Here is a 24,098-nt window from a genome sequence, read left to right on the forward strand (position 1 = left end):
GACGCCCGGCCGCGCCGGGCGTTTTTATTCCAGTCTGAAAAGTGCTTTCTTTCAATAGGTTACACATGAATCCTGACATCCCTCTTCAACTTCTGGGCGGCATCACGGCACGGGAATTCCTGCGCGATTACTGGCAGAAAAAACCCCTGCTGATCCGCCAGGCCATCCCTGATTTCGAAAGCCCGATCGACGCCGACGAACTGGCAGGCCTGGCCCTGGAAGAAGAAGTCGAGTCGCGCCTGGTGATCGAACACGGCGAGCGTCCGTGGGAACTGCGTCGTGGCCCGTTTGCCGAAGATGCTTTCAGCACCCTGCCTGAGCGCGAGTGGACCCTGCTGGTGCAAGCGGTTGACCAATTCGTGCCGGAAGTGGCCGAACTGCTGGAACAATTCCGCTTCCTGCCTAGCTGGCGCATCGACGACGTGATGATCAGCTTCGCCGCACCGGGCGGCAGCGTTGGCCCGCACTTCGACAACTACGACGTGTTCCTGCTGCAAGCCCAAGGCAAGCGCAACTGGAAGATCGGCCAGATGTGCAACTCCGAAAGCCCCCTGCTGCAGCATGCCGACTTGCGCATCCTCGCCGAATTCGAAGAAAGCGCCGAATGGGTGCTGGAGCCGGGCGACATGCTCTACCTGCCACCACGCCTGGCACACTTCGGTATTGCCGAAGATGACTGCATGACCTACTCCGTGGGTTTCCGCGCACCGAGCGCCGCCGAAGTGTTGACCCACTTCACTGACTTCCTCAGCCAGTACCTGACAGACGAAGAGCGTTACACCGATGCTGACGCCCAGCCGGTCAGCGACCCGCACCAGATTCAGACCGATGCTCTCGATCGCCTGAAAAGCTTGTTGGCCGAGCACATGAGCGACGAGCGCATGCTGCTGACCTGGTTCGGCCAATTCATGACCGAGCCGCGCTACCCGGAACTGGTGGCTGGCGAAGAACTCGGCGAAGACGACTTCATCAGCGCCCTGCAAGACGGTGCGATCCTGGTACGCAACCCAAGCGCGCGCATGGCCTGGTCGGAAGTAGACGACGACGTACTGCTGTTCGCCAGCGGCCAGAGCCGTTACCTGCCGGGCAAACTGCGCGAACTGCTCAAACTGATCTGCGCCGCTGACGCCCTGCACGCCGAAAACCTCGGCCCATGGCTGGCGGACGAAGACGGGCGCGACCTGCTGTGCGAACTGGTCAAGCAAGGGAGCCTGGGGTTTGCCGATGAATAAGATTCACGTAAGTGTCGCGGACTGGCAAAAGGATATCGCTGAGATTCGGCGCATTCGTGAAGCGGTTTTTATCGCAGAGCAATCGGTTCCACCCGAGCTGGAATGGGATGCGGATGACGCCGACGCGGTGCATTTCCTGGCATTCGAAGGCGACTTTCCGATAGGCACCGCTCGCCTGCTGCCCAGCGGCGAAATCGGGCGTGTCTCGGTGCTCAAAGACTGGCGCGGACTTAAAGTCGGCGACAAGCTGATGGAAGCGGTGATTGGCGCGGCTGAAAAACGCGGCCAGACCAAGCAGTTCCTTAGCGCACAGGTGTATGCAGCGCCATTTTATGAGCGACTGGGTTTCAAGATCGTCAGCGAGGAATTCCTGGAAGTTGGAATTCCGCATGTCGATATGGTGCGAGGGGACTGATTCGAGACCGATTCGCCCCCTTCGCGAGCAAGCCCGCTCCCACATTTGACCGAGTACATCCCTTGGAATGCGGTCGAGTGTGGGAGCGGGCTTGCTCGCGAAGGCTATTTCAGCACCACTACAAATGCCCTGCCATGCAGGGCATTTTGCCGTCTACGATTCAACAAGCACCCCGCCCAGCCGACAAACTGGCACTATCACGCCTAAATGACTCGCAGAGATAACGGACATGTCCCTACGCACCCTGCTCACCGCCCTTCTCCTGGCTGCCAGCGTCACCGCCATGGCAGACACCGAAGTCGTCAACCTGAGCAACCGCACCAGCGCGGATCTGCTGCCCGTCGCACAGAACTTCATCGGCAAGGACGGCACCGTCAGCGCCTATGGCAACCAGCTTATCGTCAAGGCAGACGCCGGCAAGATCCAGGACTTGCGTGCCTTGCTTGCCCAACTGGACACACCGGCCAAGCGCCTGCTGATCACCGTAGACACCAACGAAACCAACCAGCAGAACAGTGGCGACAGCCAGACCCGCATCATCAGCTATGGCACCGCTAGTCGCGACGGCGGCATCCAGCAGATTCAGGCCAGCGAAGGCGTGCCCGCGCTGATCCAAGTCGGCCAGAGTGTACCGCTCACCACGACCCAACCCGATGCCTATGGTCGCCCGCAAAACCAGACTCAGTATCGCAACGTCACCCAAGGTTTCTACGTCACTGCCAGCGTCACCGGTGAGACCGTGCACTTGGCAATCAATACAAACCGTGACCGCATGAGCCAGGAGCGTCCCGATGTAGTGAACGTGCAAAGCACCGACACAAGTGTCAGCGGCCGCCTTGGCGAATGGATCACCCTGGCCGGCATCAACCGCGAGACCCAGGCCGACAAATCCTCTACAACCCGCACGTATTCTACTCAGGGCCGCGATGACCTGACTTTGCGGGTCAAGGTCGACACCTTGAACTGAAGCACCAAAAACTGACTGATGAGTCGTCTTAGACTAAAGATGTAGTGCTTGAAAAAAAGCACTACAAAACATTTGACGATCTAAAAAAGCATGGGCATGATGGCCTCGCTCCCGCTAATCAGGGGCCCTGGCAAGGGCCTTCGGATCGTCGCTCTAAGCTACCCACCTGAGCCGATTCGTGTCTGTACCGCCCACAAGGTGTGTTTGACGAGGTTGCGACTGGAACGAAGTTGTCCCGAGGGACGGAAGCTAACCAGGTAACCCGGCTACACACTGATGGATCGTACAAAGGCCCACGACGCCCGAAGACTGTTCGCAGTTCGCCCCTACCTGCTCAACTCTCCCCTTGAGCCACTCGTTCATCCCGTCGCCTTCCCCGCCAAACCTGGCTTGAACACCTAAGCTTCTGGTCAGCGAGCCGCCATACCCACGCACTGAATACGTGGCTGGCAAATGGAATTTTCCACCTAGACCTATGCGACGAGGTTTTTCCCCATGGCACTGACACGCGAACAGCAAATTGCAGCCCTTGAAAAAGATTGGGCTGAAAACCCACGCTGGAAAGGCGTGACCCGCGCTTATTCCGCTGCTGACGTCGTCCGCCTGCGTGGCTCGGTTCAACCAGAGCACACCTTTGCAAAACTCGGCGCCGAGAAGCTGTGGAACCTGGTAACCCAAGGTGCCAAGCCTTCCTTCCGTCCCGACAAAGATTTCGTCAACTGCATGGGCGCCCTTACTGGCGGCCAGGCAGTCCAACAGGTAAAAGCCGGTATCCAGGCGATCTACCTGTCCGGCTGGCAAGTGGCAGCGGACAACAACTCCGCTGAATCCATGTACCCCGACCAGTCGCTGTACCCGGTGGACTCGGTTCCAACCGTGGTCAAGCGCATCAACAACTCGTTCCGTCGTGCCGACCAGATCCAGTGGAAAGCCGGCAAGAACCCAGGCGACGCAGGCTACATCGACTACTTCGCACCAATCGTGGCTGACGCCGAAGCCGGTTTCGGTGGCGTACTGAACGCCTATGAACTGATGAAGAGCATGATCGAGGCAGGCGCTGCCGGCGTGCACTTTGAAGACCAACTGGCTTCGGTGAAGAAATGCGGCCACATGGGCGGCAAAGTATTGGTACCCACCCAGGAAGCTGTGCAGAAGCTGACCGCAGCCCGCCTCGCAGCTGACGTTGCCGGCACGCCGACCATCATCCTGGCGCGTACCGATGCCAACGCAGCTGACTTGCTGACCTCGGACTGCGATCCGTACGACCAGCCGTTTGTAACCGGCGAGCGCACTCAGGAAGGCTTCTATAAGGTGCGCGCCGGTCTCGACCAAGCCATCGCCCGTGGCCTGGCCTACGCGCCATACGCCGACTTGATCTGGTGCGAAACCGCCAAGCCGGACCTGGACGAAGCCCGTCGTTTCGCTGAAGCGATCAAGAAGGAATACCCGGACCAACTGCTGTCCTACAACTGCTCGCCTTCTTTCAACTGGAAGAAGAACCTGGACGACGCGACCATCGCCAAATTCCAGCGCGAACTGTCGGCCATGGGCTACAAGCACCAGTTCATTACCCTGGCCGGCATTCACAACATGTGGCACAGCATGTTCAACCTGGCGCACGACTACGCCCGCAACGACATGACTGCCTACGTGAAGCTGCAAGAGCAGGAATTCGCTGACGCCGCCAAAGGCTACACCTTCGTGGCTCACCAGCAGGAAGTGGGCACCGGCTACTTCGACGACATGACCACCGTGATCCAGGGCGGCACCTCGTCCGTGACCGCGCTGACCGGTTCGACTGAAGAAGAGCAGTTCCACTAAGTAACATCGCGTACACGGCCACGGCAGCCCCAAGGAAGACCTAACCGCCGTGCCGCACCACAATCACGCCCCGACCTGTTCGGGGCGTTTTTTTATCTCGAGATCACCACAAGTCCAATGTGGGAGCTGGCTTGCCTGCGAAAGCGGTGGGTCAAACACCACATCCATATCTGATACACCGCCATCGCGGGCAAGCCCGGCTCCCACAGGGAACGCGTCGAGACGAAGATTTTGCGCAAAACATTGATCTAGAGCGGTATCTGCCTCAACCAGATCAGTTAAAAGATCCCCGTCAATAACTAAGCGGCAATCGAGCAAGTAACGGCAACTTCCCCCGCCACACGAGAAACATTCGCTTAAACCCTGCGCAAACAATAGTCATTATCATTTAGCGCATGAAAACTTCGTTACAGGTTAAACAAAACATAATTGATCAAAAGCCCGCTAATGCCCATGCCGCAAGGGCTACAGCCCCACGAAGGTGCACTATGTCCTTATTCCATCGAATAATTTCGCTATAGGAATTTTACTTGCCCGGTGTTTAGCCATAAAATCACCGCGATTGATTGCAGTGCGACATATCGTCACTGCATCGTTACTTTTTCGAGCTCAGAGACCTTTGCTCTCTGTTAAGGATTTCCAGCATGACCGAAGCGACAGGACTCATGGCCCACAACTGGGGCTTTGCCATTTTCCTCCTCGGTGTTGTCGGCCTTTGCGCCTTCATGCTCGGCGTCTCCAGCCTCCTCGGGTCAAAAGCCTGGGGCCGCAGCAAAAATGAACCGTTCGAGTCCGGCATGCTGCCTACAGGTGGCGCCCGCTTGCGGCTCTCAGCCAAATTCTATCTGGTCGCGATGCTGTTCGTGATCTTCGATATCGAAGCCCTCTTTCTCTTTGCCTGGTCTGTGTCTGTCCGCGAAAGCGGCTGGACCGGATTCGTCGAAGCTCTCGTTTTCATAGCAATTCTGTTGGCAGGCCTTGTCTACCTATTCCGAGTGGGCGCCCTTGACTGGGCTCCGGAAGCTCGTCGTAAGCGGCAAGCGAAGCTGAAACAATGAGGCTTTGGCGATGCAATACAATCTCACCAGGATCGACCCGGATGCTCCTAACGATCAGTACCCTATCGGCGAACGGGAAACCGTTTCCGATCCGTTAGAAGATCAAGTCCACAAAAACATCTACATGGGCAAGCTCGAAGACGTGCTGAGTGGCGCGGTCAACTGGGGGCGTAAAAACTCCCTGTGGCCGTACAACTTCGGTCTGTCCTGCTGCTACGTGGAAATGACCACCGCCTTCACGGCGCCCCACGACATCGCACGCTTCGGCGCCGAGGTTATCCGGGCATCACCGCGCCAGGCGGATTTCATGGTTATCGCCGGCACCTGCTTTATCAAGATGGCGCCGATCATCCAGCGTCTCTACGAGCAAATGCTCGAACCGAAGTGGGTTATCTCCATGGGTTCGTGCGCCAACTCCGGTGGCATGTACGACATCTACTCCGTCGTTCAAGGGGTGGACAAGTTCCTGCCCGTGGACGTCTACGTGCCTGGCTGCCCGCCCCGCCCTGAAGCGTTCTTGCAAGGCTTGATGCTGTTGCAGGAATCGATTGGCAAGGAGCGTCGCCCGCTTTCCTGGGTCGTCGGCGATCAAGGCGTATACCGCGCCGAGATGCCTTCGCAAAAGGAAGAGCGCCGCGAACAGCGAATCGCAGTCACCAACCTGCGCAGCCCTGACGAAGTCTGATCCAGCACCGCTTCTTTTATAGAACGAACACCTGGCTTCATTCTTTACGTTGACCGAAAGCGATAAAAAAACCATGACTACAGGCAGCGCTCTGTACATCCCGCCTTATAAGGCAGACGACCAGGATGTGGTCGTCGAACTCAATAACCGTTTTGGCCCTGACGCCTTCACCGCCCAGGCCACACGCACCGGTATGCCGGTGCTGTGGGTGGCGCGTGCCAAGCTCGTCGAAGTCCTGACCTTCCTGCGTAACCTGCCCAAGCCGTACGTCATGCTCTATGACCTGCATGGCGTGGACGAGCGTCTGCGCACCAAGCGCCAGGGCCTGCCGAGCGGCGCCGACTTCACCGTGTTCTATCATCTGATGTCGTTGGAACGTAACAGCGACGTGATGATCAAGGTCGCGCTGAGCGAAAGCGACCTGAGCATCCCGACCGTGACCGGTATCTGGCCGAACGCCAGCTGGTACGAGCGTGAAGTGTGGGACATGTTCGGCATCGACTTCCCGGGCCACCCGCACCTGACGCGCATCATGATGCCGCCGACCTGGGAAGGTCACCCGCTGCGCAAGGACTTCCCTGCCCGCGCCACCGAATTCGATCCGTTCAGCCTCAACCTCGCCAAGCAACAGCTTGAAGAAGAGGCCGCGCGCTTCCATCCGGAAGACTGGGGCATGAAGCGTTCCGGCACCAACGAGGACTACATGTTCCTCAACCTGGGCCCGAACCACCCTTCGGCTCACGGTGCCTTCCGTATCATCCTGCAACTGGACGGCGAAGAAATCGTCGACTGCGTGCCGGACATCGGCTACCACCACCGTGGTGCCGAGAAGATGGCCGAGCGTCAGTCGTGGCACAGCTTCATCCCGTACACCGACCGTATCGACTACCTCGGCGGCGTGATGAACAACCTGCCGTACGTGCTATCGGTCGAGAAGCTGGCCGGCATCAAGGTACCGGACCGCGTCGACACCATCCGCATCATGATGGCCGAGTTCTTCCGGATCACCAGCCACCTGCTGTTCCTGGGTACCTATATCCAGGACGTCGGCGCCATGACCCCGGTGTTCTTCACCTTCACCGACCGTCAGCGCGCCTACAAGGTCATCGAAGCCATCACCGGCTTCCGCCTGCACCCGGCCTGGTATCGCATCGGCGGCGTGGCTCACGACCTGCCGAACGGCTGGGATCGCCTGGTCAAGGAATTCATCGACTGGATGCCCAAGCGTCTGGACGAGTACCAAAAGGCTGCGCTGGATAACAGCATCCTCAAGGGCCGTACCATCGGCGTCGCCCAGTACAACACCAAAGAGGCCCTGGAATGGGGCGTCACCGGTGCTGGCTTGCGCTCCACCGGTTGCGACTTCGACCTGCGTAAAGCGCGCCCGTACTCCGGCTACGAGAACTTCGAATTCGAAGTCCCGCTGGCGGCGAATGGCGATGCCTACGACCGTTGCATCGTGCGCGTCGAAGAAATGCGCCAGAGCCTGAAGATCATCGAGCAGTGCATGCGCAACATGCCGGCTGGCCCGTACAAGGCGGATCACCCGCTGACCACGCCGCCGCCGAAAGAGCGCACGCTGCAGCACATCGAAACCCTGATCACGCACTTCCTGCAGGTTTCGTGGGGCCCGGTCATGCCGGCCAACGAATCCTTCCAGATGATCGAAGCGACCAAGGGTATCAACAGTTATTACCTGACGAGCGATGGCGGCACCATGAGCTACCGCACCCGGATTCGTACCCCAAGCTTTGCCCACTTGCAGCAGATCCCTTCGGTGATCAAAGGCGAGATGGTCGCGGACTTGATTGCGTACCTGGGTAGTATCGATTTCGTTATGGCCGACGTGGACCGCTAAGCATGAACAGCACGCTTATCCAGACAGACCGTTTCACCTTGAGTGAAACCGAGCGCTCGGCCATCGAGCACGAGCTGCATCACTACGAAGATCCGCGCGCGGCGTCGATCGAAGCCCTGAAGATCGTTCAGAAGGAACGTGGTTGGGTGCCGGACGGCGCCCTCTACGCCATCGGCGAGATCCTCGGCATCCCCGCCAGCGACGTTGAAGGTGTGGCCACGTTCTACAGCCAGATCTTCCGCCAGCCGGTAGGCCGCCACATCATTCGCGTGTGCGACAGCATGGTCTGCTACATCGGCGGCCATGAGTCCGTGGTTGACGCGATCCAGAGCAAGCTGGGCATCGGCCTTGGCCAGACCACTGCAGACGGGCGTTTCACGCTGCTGCCGGTGTGCTGCCTGGGCAACTGCGACAAGGCGCCGGCGTTGATGATCGACGACGACACATTCGGTGACGTACAGGCAACTGGCGTGACCCAATTGCTTGAGGGCTACCCATGACCCTTACATCTTTCGGCCCGGCCAACCTGATCAAGCGTTCGCCTGAGACCCATCCGCTGACCTGGCGCCTGCGTGACGATGCCGAGCCGGTATGGCTCGACGAATACCAGGCCAAGAACGGTTACGCCGCTGCGCGCAAAGCCTTCGCCGACATGGCCCAGGACGACATCGTCCAGACCGTGAAAGACGCCGGCCTTAAAGGCCGCGGCGGTGCAGGCTTCCCCACTGGCGTTAAGTGGGGCCTGATGCCAAAAGACGAATCCATCAACATCCGCTACCTGCTGTGCAACGCGGATGAAATGGAGCCGAACACCTGGAAAGACCGCATGCTTATGGAGCAACTGCCCCATCTGCTGATCGAAGGCATGCTGATCAGCGCCCGCGCGCTGAAAACCTACCGTGGCTATATCTTCCTGCGTGGCGAGTACACCACCGCCGCCAAGCACCTCAACCGTGCCGTGGAAGAAGCCAAGGCAGCGGGCCTGCTGGGCAAGAACATCCTCGGTTCCGGTTTTGATTTCGAGCTGTTCGTGCACACCGGCGCCGGGCGTTACATCTGCGGTGAAGAAACCGCACTGATCAACTCCCTCGAAGGCCGTCGCGCCAACCCGCGTTCCAAGCCGCCCTTCCCTGCCGCTGTGGGCGTGTGGGGCAAGCCGACCTGCGTGAACAACGTCGAGACCCTGTGCAACGTGCCGGCGATCATCGCCGACGGCGTGGACTGGTACAAATCGTTGGCCCGTGAAGGCAGTGAAGACATGGGCACCAAGCTCATGGGCTTCTCCGGCAAGGTCAAGAACCCTGGCCTGTGGGAACTGCCATTTGGCGTGACCGCACGCGAGCTGTTCGAGGACTACGCCGGCGGCATGCGCGACGGCTACACCTTGAAAGCCTGGCAGCCAGGTGGCGCCGGTACTGGCTTCTTGCTGCCCGAGCACCTCGACGCACAGATGTATGCCGGCGGTATCGGCAAGGTGGGCACCCGGATGGGTACTGGCCTGGCGATGGCGGTCGACAACACCGTGAACATGGTCTCGTTGCTGCGCAACATGGAACAGTTCTTTGCCCGTGAGTCCTGCGGCTTCTGCACCCCATGCCGCGACGGTCTGCCGTGGAGCGTCAAGCTGCTGATGGCCCTGGAAAAAGGCGAAGGCCGCGAGGGTGACATCGAGACCCTGCTGGGTCTGGTCGGTTTCCTCGGCCCAGGCAAGACCTTCTGTGCTCACGCACCGGGCGCCGTAGAGCCATTGGGCAGCGCTATCAAATACTTCCGCTCGGAGTTCGAAGCCGGCATCGCGCCTACCAGCGCCGCCGTCCCGCCTCTGGCAAGGCCGATCGTAGTCGGCGCGTAACGCTTAAAGAAGCGAAGGGTCCGTGCCCTTCGCTTTCTCATGTGCTGACGCCTTGATGGCTGTGTAGATGCACATGAATAACAAGATTCCATTAGCCACGCCCGCTGACAACGGGCCAACGAAGAACTTTGAACCATGGCCACTATCCACGTAGACGGCAAAGCGCTCGAAGTCGATGGGGCGGACAACCTGTTACAGGCATGTCTGTCACTAGGCCTCGACATCCCGTATTTCTGCTGGCACCCCGCACTTGGTAGCGTCGGTGCCTGTCGCCAGTGTGCGGTCAAGCAATACACCGACGAGAACGACACCCGTGGTCGTATCGTCATGTCGTGCATGACCCCAGCCACCGACAACACCTGGATCTCCATCGAAGATGAAGAATCCAAGGCGTTCCGCGCCAGTGTCGTCGAATGGCTGATGACCAACCACCCACACGACTGCCCGGTCTGTGAAGAAGGCGGTCACTGCCACCTGCAAGACATGACGGTGATGACCGGCCACAACGAGCGGCGTTATCGCTTCACCAAGCGTACCCACCAGAACCAGGACCTCGGCCCGTTCATTTCCCACGAGATGAACCGCTGCATCGCCTGCTATCGCTGCGTGCGCTTCTATAAAGACTACGCCGGCGGCACCGACCTGGGTGTATTTGGCGCCCACGACAACGTGTACTTCGGTCGCGTTGAAGACGGCGTGCTCGAAAGCGAGTTCTCCGGCAACCTCACCGAGGTCTGCCCGACCGGTGTGTTCACCGACAAGACTCACTCCGAGCGCTATAACCGTAAGTGGGACATGCAATTTGCGCCAAGCATCTGCCATGGCTGCTCCAGCGGTTGCAACATCTCCCCGGGCGAGCGCTACGGCGAACTGCGTCGGATCGAAAACCGCTTCAACGGTTCGGTCAACCAGTACTTCCTGTGCGACCGTGGCCGCTTCGGCTATGGCTACGTCAACCGCAAGGACCGTCCACGCCAGCCACTGCTGGCCAACGGTGGCAAACTGAGCCTGGACGACGCGCTGGATAAAGCCGCCGACCTGCTGCGCGGCCGCAACATCGTCGGTATCGGTTCGCCGCGTGCCAGCCTCGAAAGCAACTACGCGTTGCGCGAGCTGGTCGGCGCCGAGCACTTCTACAGCGGTATCGAAGCCGGTGAGCTGGAGCGTATCCGCCTGGTCCTGCAAGTGCTGAACGACAGCCCGCTGCCGGTTCCGAACATGCGCGACATCGAAGACCACGACGCGATCTTCGTCCTCGGTGAAGACCTGACTCAGACCGCTGCCCGTGTGGCCCTGTCCCTGCGTCAGTCGGTCAAAGGCAAGGCTGAAGACATGGCCGACGCCATGCGCGTCCAGCCGTGGCTCGACGCCGCCGTGAAAAACATCGGCCAGCACGCGCTGAACCCGCTGTTTATCGCGAGCCTGGCTGAAACCAAGCTCGACGACATCGCCGAAGAATGCGTGCACGCAGCACCCGACGACCTGGCCCGCATCGGTTTCGCCGTGGCCCATGCCCTCGACGCCAGCGCCCCGGCTGTCGAAGGCCTGGACACTGAAGCCGTTGAACTGGCCCAGCGTATCGCCGACGCCCTGCTGGCGGCCAAGCGCCCCTTGATCATTGCCGGTACCTCGTTGGGTTCCAAGGCGCTGATCGAAGCCGCTGCCAACATCGCCAAGGCCTTGAAGCTGCGCGACAAGAACGGTTCCATCAGCCTGGTCGTGCCGGAAGCCAACAGCCTTGGCCTGGCCATGCTCGGTGGCGAGTCCCTGGACGCTGGCCTGCAAGCGGTGATCGACGGCAATGCCGACGCCATCGTGGTGCTGGAAAACGACCTGTACACCCGCACTGATTCGGCCAAGGTCGACGCCGCGCTCAACGCCGCCAAGGTGCTGATCGTTGCCGACCACCAGAAGACCGCTACCAGCGACCGTGCCGACCTGGTCCTGCCAGCCGCCACCTTCGCCGAAGGCGACGGTACCCTGGTCAGCCAGGAAGGTCGCGCCCAGCGCTTCTTCCAGGTGTTCGATCCGAAGTACATGGACGCCAGCATCCTGGTTCACGAAGGCTGGCGCTGGCTGCATGCCCTGCGCGCCACCCTGCTGAACCAGCCGATCGACTGGACCCAGCTCGACCACGTGACCGCCGCCACCGCTGCCAGCGTGCCGCAGTTGGCACGCATCGTTGATGCCGCACCGTCCGCCGCGTTCCGCATCAAGGGCATGAAACTGGCCCGTGAACCGCTGCGTTACTCCGGTCGTACCGCCATGCGCGCCAATATCAGCGTGCACGAACCACGTACTCCGCAAGACCCGGACACCGCATTTGCCTTCTCCATGGAAGGTTACTCGGGTTCGGTCGAGCCGCGTCAGCAGGTGCCGTTCGCCTGGTCGCCGGGCTGGAACTCGCCACAAGCGTGGAACAAGTTCCAGGACGAAGTCGGTGGTCACATCCGCGCTGGCGACCCGGGCACCCGCCTGATCGAAAGCACCGGTGACTCGCTGAACTGGTTCGCCGCCGTACCGCGTCCGTTCAACCCGGCCCAAGGTACCTGGCAGGTTGTGCCGTTCTTCCACCTGTTCGGCAGTGAGGAAAACTCCTCGAAGGCCGCACCGGTGCAAGAGCGCATCCCGGCTGCCTACGTGTCCGTGGCCAAGTCCGAAGCCGACCGCCTGGGCGTCAACGACGGTGCCCTGCTCAGCCTGAACGTGGCTGGCCAGACCCTGCGTCTGCCGCTGCGTATCAACGACGAGTTGGGTGCCGGCCTGGTTGCACTGCCAAAAGGCGTCGCCGGCATTCCAGCGGCGATCTTTGGCAAAACCGTTGACGGTCTGCAGGAGGCAGCGCAATGACTTGGTTCACTCCTGAAGTGATCGACGTGATCATCTCGGTCCTCAAAGCCATCGTGATCCTGTTGGCCGTGGTCGTGGCGGGCGCCCTGCTCAGCTTCGTCGAACGTCGCCTGCTGGGCTGGTGGCAGGACCGTTATGGTCCGAACCGCGTTGGCCCGTTCGGCATGTTCCAGATCGCCGCCGACATGCTGAAAATGTTCTTCAAGGAAGACTGGACCCCGCCGTTTGCCGACAAGGTGATCTTCACCCTGGCACCGGTCGTGGCCATGAGCGCCTTGCTGATCGCCTTCGCGATCATCCCGATCACCCCGACCTGGGGCGTGGCGGACCTGAACATCGGCTTGCTGTTCTTCTTCGCCATGGCCGGTTTGTCGGTCTACGCGGTGCTGTTCGCCGGTTGGTCGAGCAACAACAAGTTCGCCCTCTTGGGCAGCTTGCGGGCTTCGGCCCAGACCGTGTCCTACGAAGTGTTCATGGGCCTCGCGCTGATGGGCATCGTGGTGCAGGTCGGCTCGTTCAACATGCGCGACATCGTCGAGTACCAGGCGCAGAACCTGTGGTTCATCATTCCGCAGTTCTTCGGCTTCTGTACCTTCTTCATCGCTGGCGTCGCCGTGACTCACCGTCACCCGTTCGACCAACCGGAAGCGGAACAGGAACTGGCCGACGGTTACCACATTGAATACGCCGGCATGAAATGGGGCATGTTCTTCGTTGGTGAATACATCGGCATCATCTTGATCTCGGCCCTGCTGGTCACGCTATTCTTCGGCGGCTGGCACGGTCCGTTCGGCATCCTGCCGCAGTTGGCGTTCTTCTGGTTCTTCCTCAAGACCGCGTTCTTCATCATGTTGTTTATCCTGCTGCGCGCTTCCATTCCGCGTCCACGATACGACCAGGTGATGGATTTCAGCTGGCGCTTCTGCCTGCCGCTGACCCTGATCAATTTGCTGGTGACGGCTGCCGTTGTGTTGTTGAACACGCCCGCCGGCGCGGTTCAGTGAGGATTTGACCCATGTTCAAATATATTGGCGACATCGTTAAGGGTACCGGTACCCAGTTGCGAAGCCTGGTGATGGTGTTCGGTCACGGCTTTCGCAAACGCGACACCCTGCAATACCCGGAAGAAGCGGTGTACCTGCCGCCACGTTATCGCGGCCGTATCGTACTGACCCGCGACCCCGATGGCGAAGAACGCTGCGTAGCCTGCAACCTGTGCGCCGTGGCCTGCCCGGTGGGTTGCATCTCCCTGCAGAAAGCTGAAACCGAAGACGGTCGCTGGTACCCGGACTTCTTCCGCATCAACTTCTCGCGCTGCATTTTCTGCGGCCTCTGCGAGGAAGCTTGCCCGACCACCGCAATCCAGCTCACACCGGATTTCGAGATGGCCGAGTTCAAACGTCAGGACCTGGTGTACGAGAAAGAAGATCTGTTGATCTCTGGTCCCGGTAAAAACCCTGATTACAACTTCTATCGTGTTGCAGGTATGGCCGTTGCCGGTAAGCCGAAAGGCGCCGCACAAAACGAAGCCGAGCCGATCAACGTGAAGAGCTTGCTGCCTTAAGGAAGAAAGATGGAATTCGCTTTCTATTTCGCGTCCGGTATTGCAGTGGTGTCCACGCTTCGCGTGATCACCAACACCAATCCTGTGCACGCCCTGCTCTACCTGATCATTTCGTTGATCGCCGTGGCCATGACCTTTTTCAGCCTCGGCGCACCGTTCGCCGGTGTGCTGGAAGTGATCGCCTACGCGGGCGCCATCATGGTGCTGTTCGTGTTTGTGGTGATGATGCTCAACCTGGGACCGGCCTCGGTCGCCCAGGAGCGCGTCTGGCTCAAGCCCGGCATCTGGCTCGGCCCGGTTGTGCTGGCAGCCCTGCTGCTGGGTGAACTGCTGTATGTGCTGTTCGCTCACCAGAGCGGCCAGGCCATCGGCCACACCACCGTAGACGCCAAGGCCGTGGGCATCAGCCTGTTCGGCCCGTACCTGCTGGTGGTCGAACTGGCGTCGATGCTGCTGCTCGCTGCAGCCGTCACCGCCTTCCACTTGGGCCGCAACGAAGCCAAGGAGCAATGACGATGCCTGCTATCCCTTTGGAGCATGGTCTGGCGGTCGCCGGCATCCTGTTCTGCCTTGGCCTGGTCGGCCTGATGGTTCGCCGTAACATTCTGTTCGTGTTGATGAGCCTGGAAATCATGATGAACGCTGCGGCATTGGCCTTCATCGTTGCCGGTGCACGTTGGGGCCAGCCGGATGGACAAGTCATGTTCATCCTGGTGATCAGCCTGGCAGCCGCCGAGGCCAGTATTGGCCTGGCGATCCTGCTGCAACTGTATCGTCGCTTCCACACGCTTGATATCGACGCTGCCAGTGAGATGCGCGGATGAACATGATCTTTCTGACTTTCGTATTTCCCCTGATCGGTTTCCTGCTGCTGTCGTTCTCTCGCGGGCGCTGGTCGGAAAACCTCTCTGCCCTGGTTGGCGTGGGTTCCATTGGCCTGTCGGCCATCGTGGCCGCCTACGTCATCTGGCAATTCAACGTGGCGCCGCCGGAAGGCGGTCACTACACCCTGGTGCTGTGGCAGTGGATGTCGGTGGAGGGCTTCAAGCCCAACTTCGCCCTCTACGTCGACGGCCTGTCGATCACCATGCTTGGCGTGGTGGTGGGTGTAGGCTTCCTGATCCACCTGTTCGCGTCCTGGTACATGCGCGGTGAAGCCGGTTACTCGCGCTTCTTCTCGTACACCAACCTGTTTATCGCCAGCATGCTGTTCCTGGTGCTGGGCGATAACCTGTTGTTTCTGTACTTCGGTTGGGAAGGCGTGGGCCTTTGCTCGTACCTGTTGATCGGTTTCTACTACAGCAACCGCAACAACGGTAACGCAGCCCTTAAAGCCTTCATCGTGACCCGTATCGGCGACGTGTTCATGGCCATCGGCCTGTTCATCCTGTTCCAACAAGTGGGCACGCTGAACATCCAGGAACTGTTGGTGCTGGCACCGCAGAAGTTCCAGGTTGGCGACTTCTGGATCACCCTGGCTACCCTGATGCTGCTGGGTGGCGCTGTGGGTAAATCCGCGCAACTGCCGCTGCAAACCTGGCTGGCGGATGCGATGGCCGGTCCTACCCCGGTGTCGGCACTGATCCACGCCGCAACGATGGTAACCGCCGGTGTCTACCTGATCGCCCGTACCCACGGCCTGTTCACCCTGGCGCCGGAAATCCTGCACCTGGTAGGCCTGGTTGGCGGCGTGACCCTGGTGCTGGCCGGCTTCGCCGCGCTGGTTCAGACCGACATCAAGCGTATCCTCGCCTACTCGACCATGAGCCAGATCGGCTACATGTTCCTGGCCCTGGGCGTTGGCGCCTGGGACGCGGCGATCTTCCACCTGATGACCCACGCCTTCTTCAAGGCCCTGTTGTTCCTTGCTTCCGGTGCGGTGATCGTTGCCTGCCACCACGAGCAGAACATCTTCAAGATGGGCGGCCTGTGGAAGAAACTGCCACTGGCCTACGCCAGCTTCATCGTCGGTGGTGCCGCCCTGGCCGCCCTGCCGTTGGTGACCGCCGGTTTCTACTCGAAAGATGAAATCCTCTGGGAAGCCTTTGCCAGCGGTAACCAGAACCTGCTGTACGCAGGCCTGGTGGGTGCGTTCATGACCTCGCTGTACACCTTCCGCCTGATCTTCATCACCTTCCACGGTGAAGCCAAGACCGAAGCGCACGCAGGCCACGGCATCTCGCATTGGCTGCCACTGTCGGTCCTGATCGTGCTGTCGACCTTCATCGGCGCCATGATCACTCCACCGTTGGCCGGCGTACTGCCGGAAAGCGCTGGGCATGCCGGCGGCGCTGCGAAGCACAGCCTGGAAATCGCCTCGGGCGCTATCGCCATCGCAGGTATCTTGCTGGCCGCGCTGTTGTTCCTTGGCAAGCGTCGCTTCGTGACTGCGGTTGCCAACAGTGGCATTGGCCGCTTCCTGTCAGCCTGGTGGTTCGCTGCCTGGGGCTTCGACTGGATCTACGACAAACTGTTCGTCAAGCCTTACCTGGCCATCAGCCATGTACTGCGCAAAGACCCGCTCGATCAGACCATCGGTTTGATCCCGCGCGCCGCCAAGGCCGGTCACACCGCCCTGAGCCGCAGCGAGACCGGTCAACTGCGTTGGTATGCAGCGTCGATGGCGGCCGGTGCCGTGCTGGTGATCGGCGCCATCGTTGTGGTAGCGGTATGACTATGAACATTGCGATCTTTGCGAACTTGCGAAAGGAAACGAGCCTGTCATGATTCTGCCCTGGCTAATCCTGATCCCCTTTATCGGCGGCCTGCTCTGCTGGATGGGTGAACGCTTCGGCGCCACCCTCCCCCGCTGGATTGCGTTGCTGACCATGTCCCTGGAACTCGCACTCGGCCTCTGGCTGTGGGCCCATGGCGACTATTCATTTGCTCCGGCACCGGGTGTCGATCCCACCTTCGCGCTTGAATTCAAGCACGTGTGGATCCAACGCTTCGGCATCAACGTGCACCTGGCCCTCGACGGCCTGTCGCTGTTGATGATCCTGCTGACCGGCCTGCTGGGTATCCTTTCGGTACTCTGCTCCTGGAAAGAGATTCAGCGTCACGTGGGCTTCTTCCACCTGAACCTGATGTGGATTTTGGGCGGTGTGGTGGGCGTGTTCCTCGCCCTCGACCTGTTCATGTTCTTCTTCTTCTGGGAAATGATGCTGGTGCCGATGTACTTCCTCATCGCGCTCTGGGGTCACAGTTCTTCGGACGGCAAGAAAACCCGGATCTACGCGGCGACCAAGTTCTTCATCTTCACCCAGGCTTCCGGCCTGATCATGTTGGTGGCGATCCTGGGTCTGGTACTGGTCAACTTCAACAACACTGGCGTGATCACCTTCAACTACGCCGACCTGTTGAAAACCAAGATGTCCCTGACCACCGAGTACATCCTGATGCTGGGCTTCTTCATCGCGTTCGCGGTGAAGCTGCCGGTGGTGCCGTTCCACTCCTGGCTGCCGGATGCTCACGCCCAGGCGCCGACTGCGGGTTCCGTGGACCTGGCCGGTATCCTGTTGAAGACGGCGGCCTACGGCCTGCTGCGTTTCGCCCTGCCGTTGTTCCCGAATGCCTCGGCCGAGTTCGCGCCGATCGCCATGACCCTGGGTCTGATCGGGATCTTCTACGGTGCGTTCCTGGCCTTCGCCCAAACCGACATCAAGCGTCTGATCGCCTTCTCGTCCGTTTCCCACATGGGTTTCGTACTGATCGGCATCTACTCCGGCAGCCAACTGGCACTGCAAGGTGCAGTGATCCAGATGTTGGCCCACGGTGTGTCGGCCGCTGCCCTGTTTATCCTGAGTGGCCAGCTGTACGAGCGCCTGCACACCCGTGACATGCGTGAAATGGGTGGCGTGTGGTCGCGTATTGCCTACCTGCCGGCGATCAGCCTGTTCTTCGCCGCAGCGTCATTGGGCTTGCCGGGTACCGGTAACTTCATCGGCGAGTTCCTGATCCTCATGGGTGCCTTCGTGCAAACGCCATGGATCAGCGCCATTGCTACCTCCGGCCTGGTATTCGGTTCGGTTTACTCGTTGATCATGATCCACCGCGCCTACTTCGGCCCGGCCAAGTCCGACACCGTCCTGCAAGGGATGGATGCTCGCGAACTGATCATGGTGCTCGGCCTTGCGGTCCTGCTGATCTACATCGGCGTGTACCCGCAACCGTTCCTGGACACTTCTGCCGCGACGATGCATGGCGTGCAGCAGTGGTTCGGCACCGCCTTCTCTCAACTCGCTTCGGCCCGGTAAGAGCGCTATGGAATTCACGATCCAACACTTTATCGCGCTTGCGCCGCTGCTGATTACCAGCCTCACCGTTGTTGCGGTGATGCTGGCCATCGCCTGGCGCCGCAATCATTCGCAAACGTTCCTGCTGTCCTGTGCCGGTTTGAACCTGGCGCTGCTGTCGATCATCCCGGCCCTCAAGGTCGCGCCACTGGCGGTTACGCCTCTGATGATGGTCGATGACTTCGCACTGCTGTACATCGCGCTGATCCTGGTCGCGACTTTGGCTTGCGTCACCCTCGCCCACGCCTACATGGGCGAAGGCGGCACCGGTTACCCAGGCAACAAGGAAGAGCTGTACCTGCTGATCCTGCTGGCTGCGGCCGGCGGTATCGTGCTGGTCAGCGCTCAGCACCTGGCCGGCCTGTTCATTGGTCTGGAACTGCTGTCGATCCCGACCTACGGCCTGGTGGCATACGCGTTCTTCAACAAGCGCTCCCTGGAAGCCGGCATCAAGTACATGGTGCTGTCGGCGGCCGGTTCTGCGTTCCTGTTGTTCGGTATGGCTTTGCTCTATGCCGAAGCCGGTAGCCTGAGCTTCACCGGTATCGGCCACGCCCTGGCTGCCACCAGCATGCCTGCGCCGATTGCCCAACTGGGCCTGGCGATGATGCTGATCGGCCTGGCATTCAAGCTGTCGCTGGTACCGTTCCACCTGTGGACCCCAGACGTGTACGAAGGCGCCCCGGCGCCGGTGGCTGCGTTCCTGGCGACCGCGTCGAAGGTTGCAGTGTTTGCGGTGATGGTGCGTCTGTTCCAGATCTCCCCTGCCGCCAACACCGGTGTGCTGAGCAATGTGCTGACCGTGATCGCCATTGCGTCGATCCTGTTCGGCAACCTGCTGGCCCTGACCCAGAACAACCTCAAGCGTCTGCTGGGTTACTCCTCCATCGCTCACTTCGGCTACCTGCTGATCGCCCTGGTGGCGAGCAAAGGCCTGGCCGTGGAAGCCATGGGCGTGTACCTGGTCACCTACGTCATCACCAGCCTCGGCGCATTCGGCGTGATCACGCTGATGTCCTCGCCATTCAAAGGCCGTGACGCCGACGCCCTGTACGAATACCGCGGCCTGTTCTGGCGCCGTCCGTACCTGACTGCCGTACTGACCGTGATGATGTTGTCCCTGGCCGGTATCCCGCTGACCGCCGGTTTCATCGGCAAGTTCTACATCGTCGCAACCGGTGTTGAAGCGCACGAATGGTGGCTGGTTGCCTCCCTGGTACTGGGCAGCGCCATCGGCGTGTTCTACTACCTGCGCGTGATGGTCACCCTGTACCTGATCGAGCCAAACCTGCGCCGTGTGGATGCCGAGCTGCATTGGGAACAGAAAGCAGGTGGCGTGATGCTGCTGGCCATCGCCCTGCTCGCGTTCTTCCTGGGCGTGTACCCGCAACCGTTGCTCACCCTGGTGCAGCACGCGGTGTTGGGTGTTTGATCGCTTAGCATAATGCGGTAAACAAAACGGCGCCTTAGGGCGCCGTTTTGCATTTGCGGGAACCGATACGCTCCCCTTCATCGCTTGCTGAAAACTCCTCTTGGCCTTGCCTGCTTCATCTGGCATCTACCCGCTTGAGTGCGCCGTAAGGTGTCTGCGTTTTAGGAAAGTTCCCACAGCCGGGTCACTTGACCCATAGCGAGTGGGCCACCAAACTATACGCAGACTACGTACAGAACATGGATGCTCTATTTATTGAACTGCCCGCCCTCGAACGGCATCGCAAGGACTCTCTGAGTAAAGCCCTCAAACACATGCTGGACAGGGAAATCAAAGCGAGAACACATCATGAAACGTGAAATCTTTTCCGAACTGGTCGAAGGCTTCGACGCCCTCGCAGACGAGCGTCAAGGCAAAGTCACCCTACGAACACATAAGGTTCATCTCAAAAAGCTGGCACCACTCACCGCTGAGGAAGTGATCGCTGTACGTCAACAGCTCAACCTGTCCCGCGCCGTATTCGCCATGTACCTGCGGACCAATACCCGCACGCTCGAGAACTGGGAGCAAGGGCGGGCCAAACCCAATGCCCAGGCCACGACCTTGATTCGTCTGGTGGCGCGATTTCCAGAAACCGTGGCGCAACTTGCCGCACTAAATTGATAAGCAAAGCCCCGGCAAGTCCGGGGCTTTTTCATGCAACGCACTGCGCTACAGACATTTTCGTAAACGCCCCCTCCTGCCAGCTTCTCTTAATCCCGAATAGCCCAAAACTGCAGCTCAAGCCCCGGAAACGCCCCTGCGATATGCATCGCGAAGCCCGCCGAATGGCTGAGTAATTGCCAATACTCGCTGTTACGGTCGAGCTCGAAATAGGTGAAGTCGGCATTGAACGGCAACTGCCGTGGCGATACCGACAGGGGCCGCAGGCCAATACCCGGCAGTTGCAGGTTGACCAAGTCACGGATCTTCTCCACCGAGCCGATCTTGACCTGAGGTGCAAAACCACTGCGCACGCTTTCGGCCGGCATCTGCGCCTGCACGGCCAGGATGAAGGTGGCCGAGCGCAACAGTTCACGGTCGGGCAGCACCGCTACGCGAATGCCATATTCCCGCTCTTCCAGGGGGATGGCGATGGCCCGCGCATCCATCACCTGGGACAATGCACGACGCAGGTCGAGCAACACCGGGGCAAAGGTTTGCGCCAGCGCCGTGTGACGGTACACCGGGTAGGTGGTAGTGCGCCTGTCGTTGCGGGTAAAGGTCGCCAATTCACCCGCCAACGAGGCGAGATCGCGGTACAGCTGCTCCGGGTGCAGGCCGGTCATCGTCGACAGGTGGCGCACCAACGGCAAGCAACGGTTGAGCACCTGCAACAACAAGAAGTCCGCAATTTGCGCCGCGTTGCTACCTTCCGGCTGGTTCAGGCGCGCAGCCAGGACTTCGATCCGTTGCGGCACCAGGCCCAACAGCTCATCGACATGCCCGACCAAGCGCGTCGCCGCGCGAATATCCAGGCACGGTGGGCAGTAGTCACGGTCGAGTAGCACGCTGCTATCGGCACGTTTCTCCACCACATGGGCAATGCCAAGGGTGGTGCAGGTATCGGCAACATCCTTTTCAAAGGCCAGGCGCAGGCGCAGTTTGCCGACGCTCATCAAGGCGCTGCTGTCCAAACCATTGCTGTCCCAGGCTTCGTATTCGCCGCAGCGATAGCGAGCACAATTTTCAACACCGGGATTATCGTCCACCTCTGGCACACCAAGGCGCAGGCTGGGTAATGCCAGCACTACCTTCAGGTCACGTGCGTCAGCCGGTATGTCCAGGGGCAACGGCATTTCATCGCCAAAGGGCAAACCGACCGGCGTGCCATCCGGCATCACGGCGCTATACGTCAGCAACGACACCTTGCCCATCGCCAACTGCTGCGGGTCGATTTCCAATCTGGAAAAGCCCCAGCCATAGGCGCGCAGGTTAAAGACCCGGGCCTCCAGTTGGGTTTGCAGGAAGCGGTCATGCTGTTGCAGGTGTTGAGGCTGCAACAGCATGCCTTCGGTCCAGACGACTTTGTTATTCCAGGACATAGGAGGTTCTCTTGATAGGGGCAGCGCTACTGGCCGTCATCGGCCGCGTTGGGCGGTAACGGCTCGCTCGCCGGCCCGGTGGCAGCGGCAAGGGCCAAGGCGGTGGCGGCCGAGGCGGCGCCGGGCTGGGGCTGCGGGATAATCGAAGCAGCGAGCATGGATGCCGCCACCATTGCCGGCGTCAGGGTCAGGAACGTCCCGCCGACTTTCAGCGTGATGGCCGAGCCGGCCTCGATCACCACGTTGTCGCCGCCCTTGATGTAGATGCCCTGGTCTGCAGTGATGCCGGTTTTCAGCCCGCCGCTGATGATCATGTTGGCCTCGGTCGCCAACGACACATCACCGCCGGCCTTCTCATGGCGATTACCCCCCACCGCCGAGTGCCGGTCGCCGCCCACCTGCTCGCGCAGGTCCTGGTCGACCTTGGAGTGGCGGTCACCGCCGACCCAGTCCAGGGAGTCCTTGAGCACACGTTGGTCGAGATTCTTCTGCGCATGCAGGAACACTTGCTCCGCGCCCTTTTTGTCTTCGAAACGCAGCTCGTTGTACCCACCTCCCCCCTTGGATGAACGGCTCTTGATCGTCGAGCGCGTGGCGTGTTCCGGCAGCGTGCAGGGGGGCATCGTGTCGGCGTTGTAGACGCTGCCGGTCACCAACGGTTGGTCGGGATCACCTTCAAGAAAACTGACCACCACTTCCTGGCCGATGCGCGGCGTGTACAGGCTGCCCCAGCGTTTGCCGGCCCAACCCTGGGCCACGCGAACCCAGCACGAACTGTTTTCGTCACGCTGGCCCTCGCGGTCCCAATGGAACTGCACCTTGATGCGTCCGTACTTGTCGGTCCAGATCTCCTCGCCCTGCTTGCCCACCACTATTGCCGTTTGCGGACCGTGCATCAGCGGTTTGCGCGACAGGCACGGCGCACGGAATGGCTGCTGGCGGGACAGCGCGACGAATGTGCACTTCATCACGGGCGCAGGATTATCCGGCGGCGCTGGCTCGTAGGTGTCCGACGACAACTCATAACGTGCCTCCAGCAATAAATAGTGCGCATTCTGCTCGCTGCGCGGGTGCTCGGTGAGGGTCATCAACGCCCCGGGAAACAGGCCCCGCGCGTGCGTGACACCCGTGGCGCGCTGGGCGCCTGTGTGCAAGGACTCAATCAAGGTGCGCGCATAGGACTCACCGTTCTTGCGCTCTGTATATTTGCCCGGGTAGTCGTAGCGCTCATGGCGCGATTGCGGGTAGTTGCCGGCCAGCACCGACTTCGCCAACAGGTTGGCGGTGGGCTTTTCAAAGTCGAAGTCTTGCAGCGTGTAGCCACCCGGTTGCACCTCACCGCTCATGCACCAGTCATAAATTGCCTCGCTTGCGCCAGGCCTGTAGGGCATCTGCGCGTATCCAGGAGCTGGCGAGTGCACGCCGTAGGCGTCGACCAATACCAAGGTGTGTCGCCCGGCGGCGCTCTTGAAGTAGTAGTAAATCCCCTCTTGCTCCATCAGGCGGCTGACGAAGTTCAAATCGCTCTCACGGTACTGCACGCAGTAGGTCAGCTCCGCGTAGCTGGCACTGAGACCCGACGTATCGACATCGGCAATGCTGTAGGGCGCGAATACCTGCTTGAGAATCTGCGGCACACTCAGCGCCTGGAAGATCCGGCAATCGCTGGCCAAGCTCAGAAACCACAACCACGGGCGCAGCACCGCCGTGTAAGTGGCGTAGCGGCCCTGACGACCGGTGAATGCAAACTGGCTGACATGCCCACTGAAGTAGCGACTGCCACCCGTGGGCAGGTCCACTGCGATACTCATCTGGGTGGCCAGCACATCATCGATATTCAGGTCGGCGCGCTCGCTGAACAATTCGAGTTGGTACTCGCTGAGCTCGGACAACCCCTCGCGGGCCTGCATGCGTCGAAACAGCAGCGCATCGGCGCCCAAGACACTGGTGACCTGTATTTCACGGTGAGTCTGTGTCGTTGCCAT

Annotated in this window: 20 protein-coding genes; 18 read left to right on the forward strand and 2 right to left on the reverse strand. The window is 60.2% G+C overall.

The window, feature by feature from the left end:
- The first annotated feature begins 65 nt into the window (after window positions 1–65).
- From CFE47_RS15655 to CFE47_RS15740, 18 genes are all read left to right on the forward strand, one after another.
- Window positions 66–1,232, forward strand: a complete 1,167-nt coding sequence (locus tag CFE47_RS15655; protein WP_185706638.1) for a ribosomal protein uL16 3-hydroxylase — start codon at window positions 66–68, stop codon at window positions 1,230–1,232.
- A complete protein-coding gene (locus tag CFE47_RS15660; RefSeq protein WP_185706636.1) occupies window positions 1,225–1,647 on the forward strand; it encodes a GNAT family N-acetyltransferase in 423 nt (140 codons plus the stop codon). The genes CFE47_RS15655 and CFE47_RS15660 overlap by 8 nt, the downstream gene beginning before the upstream one ends.
- A gap of 229 nt (window positions 1,648–1,876) precedes the next feature.
- Window positions 1,877–2,614 (forward strand): secretin N-terminal domain-containing protein, encoded by a 738-nt coding sequence (locus tag CFE47_RS15665; protein WP_286838262.1) that lies wholly within the window; start codon window positions 1,877–1,879, stop codon window positions 2,612–2,614.
- A gap of 495 nt (window positions 2,615–3,109) precedes the next feature.
- The gene (gene aceA / locus CFE47_RS15670; RefSeq protein WP_105698602.1) at window positions 3,110–4,435 is read left to right on the forward strand and encodes an isocitrate lyase; all 1,326 of its coding nucleotides are present in this window, start codon (window positions 3,110–3,112) and stop codon (window positions 4,433–4,435) included.
- Between the two features lie 644 nt (window positions 4,436–5,079).
- Entirely contained in the window at window positions 5,080–5,493 is a 414-nt protein-coding gene (locus CFE47_RS15675) for an NADH-quinone oxidoreductase subunit A (protein WP_003219575.1), read from the forward strand.
- A 10-nt stretch (window positions 5,494–5,503) separates the two neighbouring features.
- Window positions 5,504–6,178, forward strand: a complete 675-nt coding sequence (locus CFE47_RS15680) for a NuoB/complex I 20 kDa subunit family protein (RefSeq protein WP_016975544.1) — start codon at window positions 5,504–5,506, stop codon at window positions 6,176–6,178.
- 73 nt (window positions 6,179–6,251) lie between these two features.
- On the forward strand, window positions 6,252–8,036 hold the full coding sequence (gene nuoC, locus CFE47_RS15685) for an NADH-quinone oxidoreductase subunit C/D (RefSeq protein WP_286838266.1): 1,785 nt from the start codon (window positions 6,252–6,254) through the stop codon (window positions 8,034–8,036).
- A 2-nt stretch (window positions 8,037–8,038) separates the two neighbouring features.
- The gene (gene nuoE / locus CFE47_RS15690) at window positions 8,039–8,536 is read left to right on the forward strand and encodes an NADH-quinone oxidoreductase subunit NuoE (RefSeq protein ID WP_286838268.1); all 498 of its coding nucleotides are present in this window, start codon (window positions 8,039–8,041) and stop codon (window positions 8,534–8,536) included.
- Complete coding sequence (gene nuoF / locus CFE47_RS15695; protein ID WP_105698604.1) at window positions 8,533–9,888, forward strand: NADH-quinone oxidoreductase subunit NuoF; 1,356 nt, start codon at window positions 8,533–8,535, stop codon at window positions 9,886–9,888. The genes nuoE and nuoF overlap by 4 nt, the downstream gene beginning before the upstream one ends.
- Before the next feature lie 135 nt (window positions 9,889–10,023).
- Window positions 10,024–12,738 carry an NADH-quinone oxidoreductase subunit NuoG gene (nuoG, locus tag CFE47_RS15700; RefSeq protein WP_286838270.1) on the forward strand — a complete coding sequence of 905 codons (2,715 nt, stop codon included), beginning with the start codon at window positions 10,024–10,026 and terminating at the stop codon, window positions 12,736–12,738.
- A complete protein-coding gene (gene nuoH / locus CFE47_RS15705; RefSeq protein WP_185706628.1) occupies window positions 12,735–13,742 on the forward strand; it encodes an NADH-quinone oxidoreductase subunit NuoH in 1,008 nt (335 codons plus the stop codon). The genes nuoG and nuoH overlap by 4 nt, the downstream gene beginning before the upstream one ends.
- 11 nt (window positions 13,743–13,753) lie before the next feature.
- Window positions 13,754–14,302 carry an NADH-quinone oxidoreductase subunit NuoI gene (gene nuoI, locus CFE47_RS15710; protein ID WP_003174725.1) on the forward strand — a complete coding sequence of 183 codons (549 nt, stop codon included), beginning with the start codon at window positions 13,754–13,756 and terminating at the stop codon, window positions 14,300–14,302.
- 9 nt (window positions 14,303–14,311) lie between these two features.
- Complete coding sequence (gene nuoJ / locus CFE47_RS15715; protein ID WP_016974048.1) at window positions 14,312–14,815, forward strand: NADH-quinone oxidoreductase subunit J; 504 nt, start codon at window positions 14,312–14,314, stop codon at window positions 14,813–14,815.
- A 2-nt stretch (window positions 14,816–14,817) separates the two neighbouring features.
- Window positions 14,818–15,126, forward strand: a complete 309-nt coding sequence (gene nuoK, locus CFE47_RS15720; protein WP_003174727.1) for an NADH-quinone oxidoreductase subunit NuoK — start codon at window positions 14,818–14,820, stop codon at window positions 15,124–15,126.
- The gene (gene nuoL, locus CFE47_RS15725; protein WP_185706626.1) at window positions 15,123–16,976 is read left to right on the forward strand and encodes an NADH-quinone oxidoreductase subunit L; all 1,854 of its coding nucleotides are present in this window, start codon (window positions 15,123–15,125) and stop codon (window positions 16,974–16,976) included. Before nuoK ends, nuoL begins: the two co-directional genes overlap by 4 nt.
- Before the next feature lie 49 nt (window positions 16,977–17,025).
- Window positions 17,026–18,558: an NADH-quinone oxidoreductase subunit M gene (gene nuoM, locus CFE47_RS15730; protein ID WP_010209575.1), complete on the forward strand. Its 1,533-nt coding sequence runs from the start codon at window positions 17,026–17,028 to the stop codon at window positions 18,556–18,558.
- Between the two features lie 7 nt (window positions 18,559–18,565).
- Window positions 18,566–20,029 carry an NADH-quinone oxidoreductase subunit NuoN gene (gene nuoN / locus CFE47_RS15735; RefSeq protein WP_286838276.1) on the forward strand — a complete coding sequence of 488 codons (1,464 nt, stop codon included), beginning with the start codon at window positions 18,566–18,568 and terminating at the stop codon, window positions 20,027–20,029.
- A gap of 348 nt (window positions 20,030–20,377) precedes the next feature.
- Window positions 20,378–20,692, forward strand: a complete 315-nt coding sequence (locus CFE47_RS15740) for a helix-turn-helix domain-containing protein (protein WP_286838279.1) — start codon at window positions 20,378–20,380, stop codon at window positions 20,690–20,692.
- Between the two features lie 89 nt (window positions 20,693–20,781).
- Here the strand turns inward: CFE47_RS15740 and tssK are convergent, their stop codons facing one another.
- Together tssK and CFE47_RS15750 are read right to left on the reverse strand one after the other, a co-directional pair.
- Entirely contained in the window at window positions 20,782–22,113 is a 1,332-nt protein-coding gene (tssK, locus tag CFE47_RS15745) for a type VI secretion system baseplate subunit TssK (protein ID WP_286838281.1), read from the reverse strand.
- A gap of 26 nt (window positions 22,114–22,139) precedes the next feature.
- Window positions 22,140–24,098, reverse strand: a complete 1,959-nt coding sequence (locus tag CFE47_RS15750) for a type VI secretion system Vgr family protein (protein ID WP_286838283.1) — start codon at window positions 24,096–24,098, stop codon at window positions 22,140–22,142.

Source organism: Pseudomonas sp. PGPPP1, from assembly GCF_002255865.1.
Taxonomy (GTDB): domain Bacteria; phylum Pseudomonadota; class Gammaproteobacteria; order Pseudomonadales; family Pseudomonadaceae; genus Aquipseudomonas; species Aquipseudomonas cremoris.

Bases quoted from the DNA above. Each gene is read 5' to 3' on its own strand.
- CFE47_RS15655 (WP_185706638.1), top strand. From the start codon at position 66: ATGAATCCTGACATCCCTCTTCAACTTCTGGGCGGCATCACGGCACGG.
- CFE47_RS15660 (WP_185706636.1), top strand. From the start codon at position 1,225: ATGAATAAGATTCACGTAAGTGTCGCGGACTGGCAAAAGGATATCGCT.
- CFE47_RS15665 (WP_286838262.1), top strand. From the start codon at position 1,877: ATGTCCCTACGCACCCTGCTCACCGCCCTTCTCCTGGCTGCCAGCGTC.
- aceA (WP_105698602.1), top strand. From the start codon at position 3,110: ATGGCACTGACACGCGAACAGCAAATTGCAGCCCTTGAAAAAGATTGG.
- CFE47_RS15675 (WP_003219575.1), top strand. From the start codon at position 5,080: ATGACCGAAGCGACAGGACTCATGGCCCACAACTGGGGCTTTGCCATT.
- CFE47_RS15680 (WP_016975544.1), top strand. From the start codon at position 5,504: ATGCAATACAATCTCACCAGGATCGACCCGGATGCTCCTAACGATCAG.
- nuoC (WP_286838266.1), top strand. From the start codon at position 6,252: ATGACTACAGGCAGCGCTCTGTACATCCCGCCTTATAAGGCAGACGAC.
- nuoE (WP_286838268.1), top strand. From the start codon at position 8,039: ATGAACAGCACGCTTATCCAGACAGACCGTTTCACCTTGAGTGAAACC.
- nuoF (WP_105698604.1), top strand. From the start codon at position 8,533: ATGACCCTTACATCTTTCGGCCCGGCCAACCTGATCAAGCGTTCGCCT.
- nuoG (WP_286838270.1), top strand. From the start codon at position 10,024: ATGGCCACTATCCACGTAGACGGCAAAGCGCTCGAAGTCGATGGGGCG.
- nuoH (WP_185706628.1), top strand. From the start codon at position 12,735: ATGACTTGGTTCACTCCTGAAGTGATCGACGTGATCATCTCGGTCCTC.
- nuoI (WP_003174725.1), top strand. From the start codon at position 13,754: ATGTTCAAATATATTGGCGACATCGTTAAGGGTACCGGTACCCAGTTG.
- nuoJ (WP_016974048.1), top strand. From the start codon at position 14,312: ATGGAATTCGCTTTCTATTTCGCGTCCGGTATTGCAGTGGTGTCCACG.
- nuoK (WP_003174727.1), top strand. From the start codon at position 14,818: ATGCCTGCTATCCCTTTGGAGCATGGTCTGGCGGTCGCCGGCATCCTG.
- nuoL (WP_185706626.1), top strand. From the start codon at position 15,123: ATGAACATGATCTTTCTGACTTTCGTATTTCCCCTGATCGGTTTCCTG.
- nuoM (WP_010209575.1), top strand. From the start codon at position 17,026: ATGATTCTGCCCTGGCTAATCCTGATCCCCTTTATCGGCGGCCTGCTC.
- nuoN (WP_286838276.1), top strand. From the start codon at position 18,566: ATGGAATTCACGATCCAACACTTTATCGCGCTTGCGCCGCTGCTGATT.
- CFE47_RS15740 (WP_286838279.1), top strand. From the start codon at position 20,378: ATGAAACGTGAAATCTTTTCCGAACTGGTCGAAGGCTTCGACGCCCTC.
- tssK (WP_286838281.1), bottom strand. From the start codon at position 22,113: ATGTCCTGGAATAACAAAGTCGTCTGGACCGAAGGCATGCTGTTGCAG.
- CFE47_RS15750 (WP_286838283.1), bottom strand. From the start codon at position 24,098: ATGGCAACGACACAGACTCACCGTGAAATACAGGTCACCAGTGTCTTG.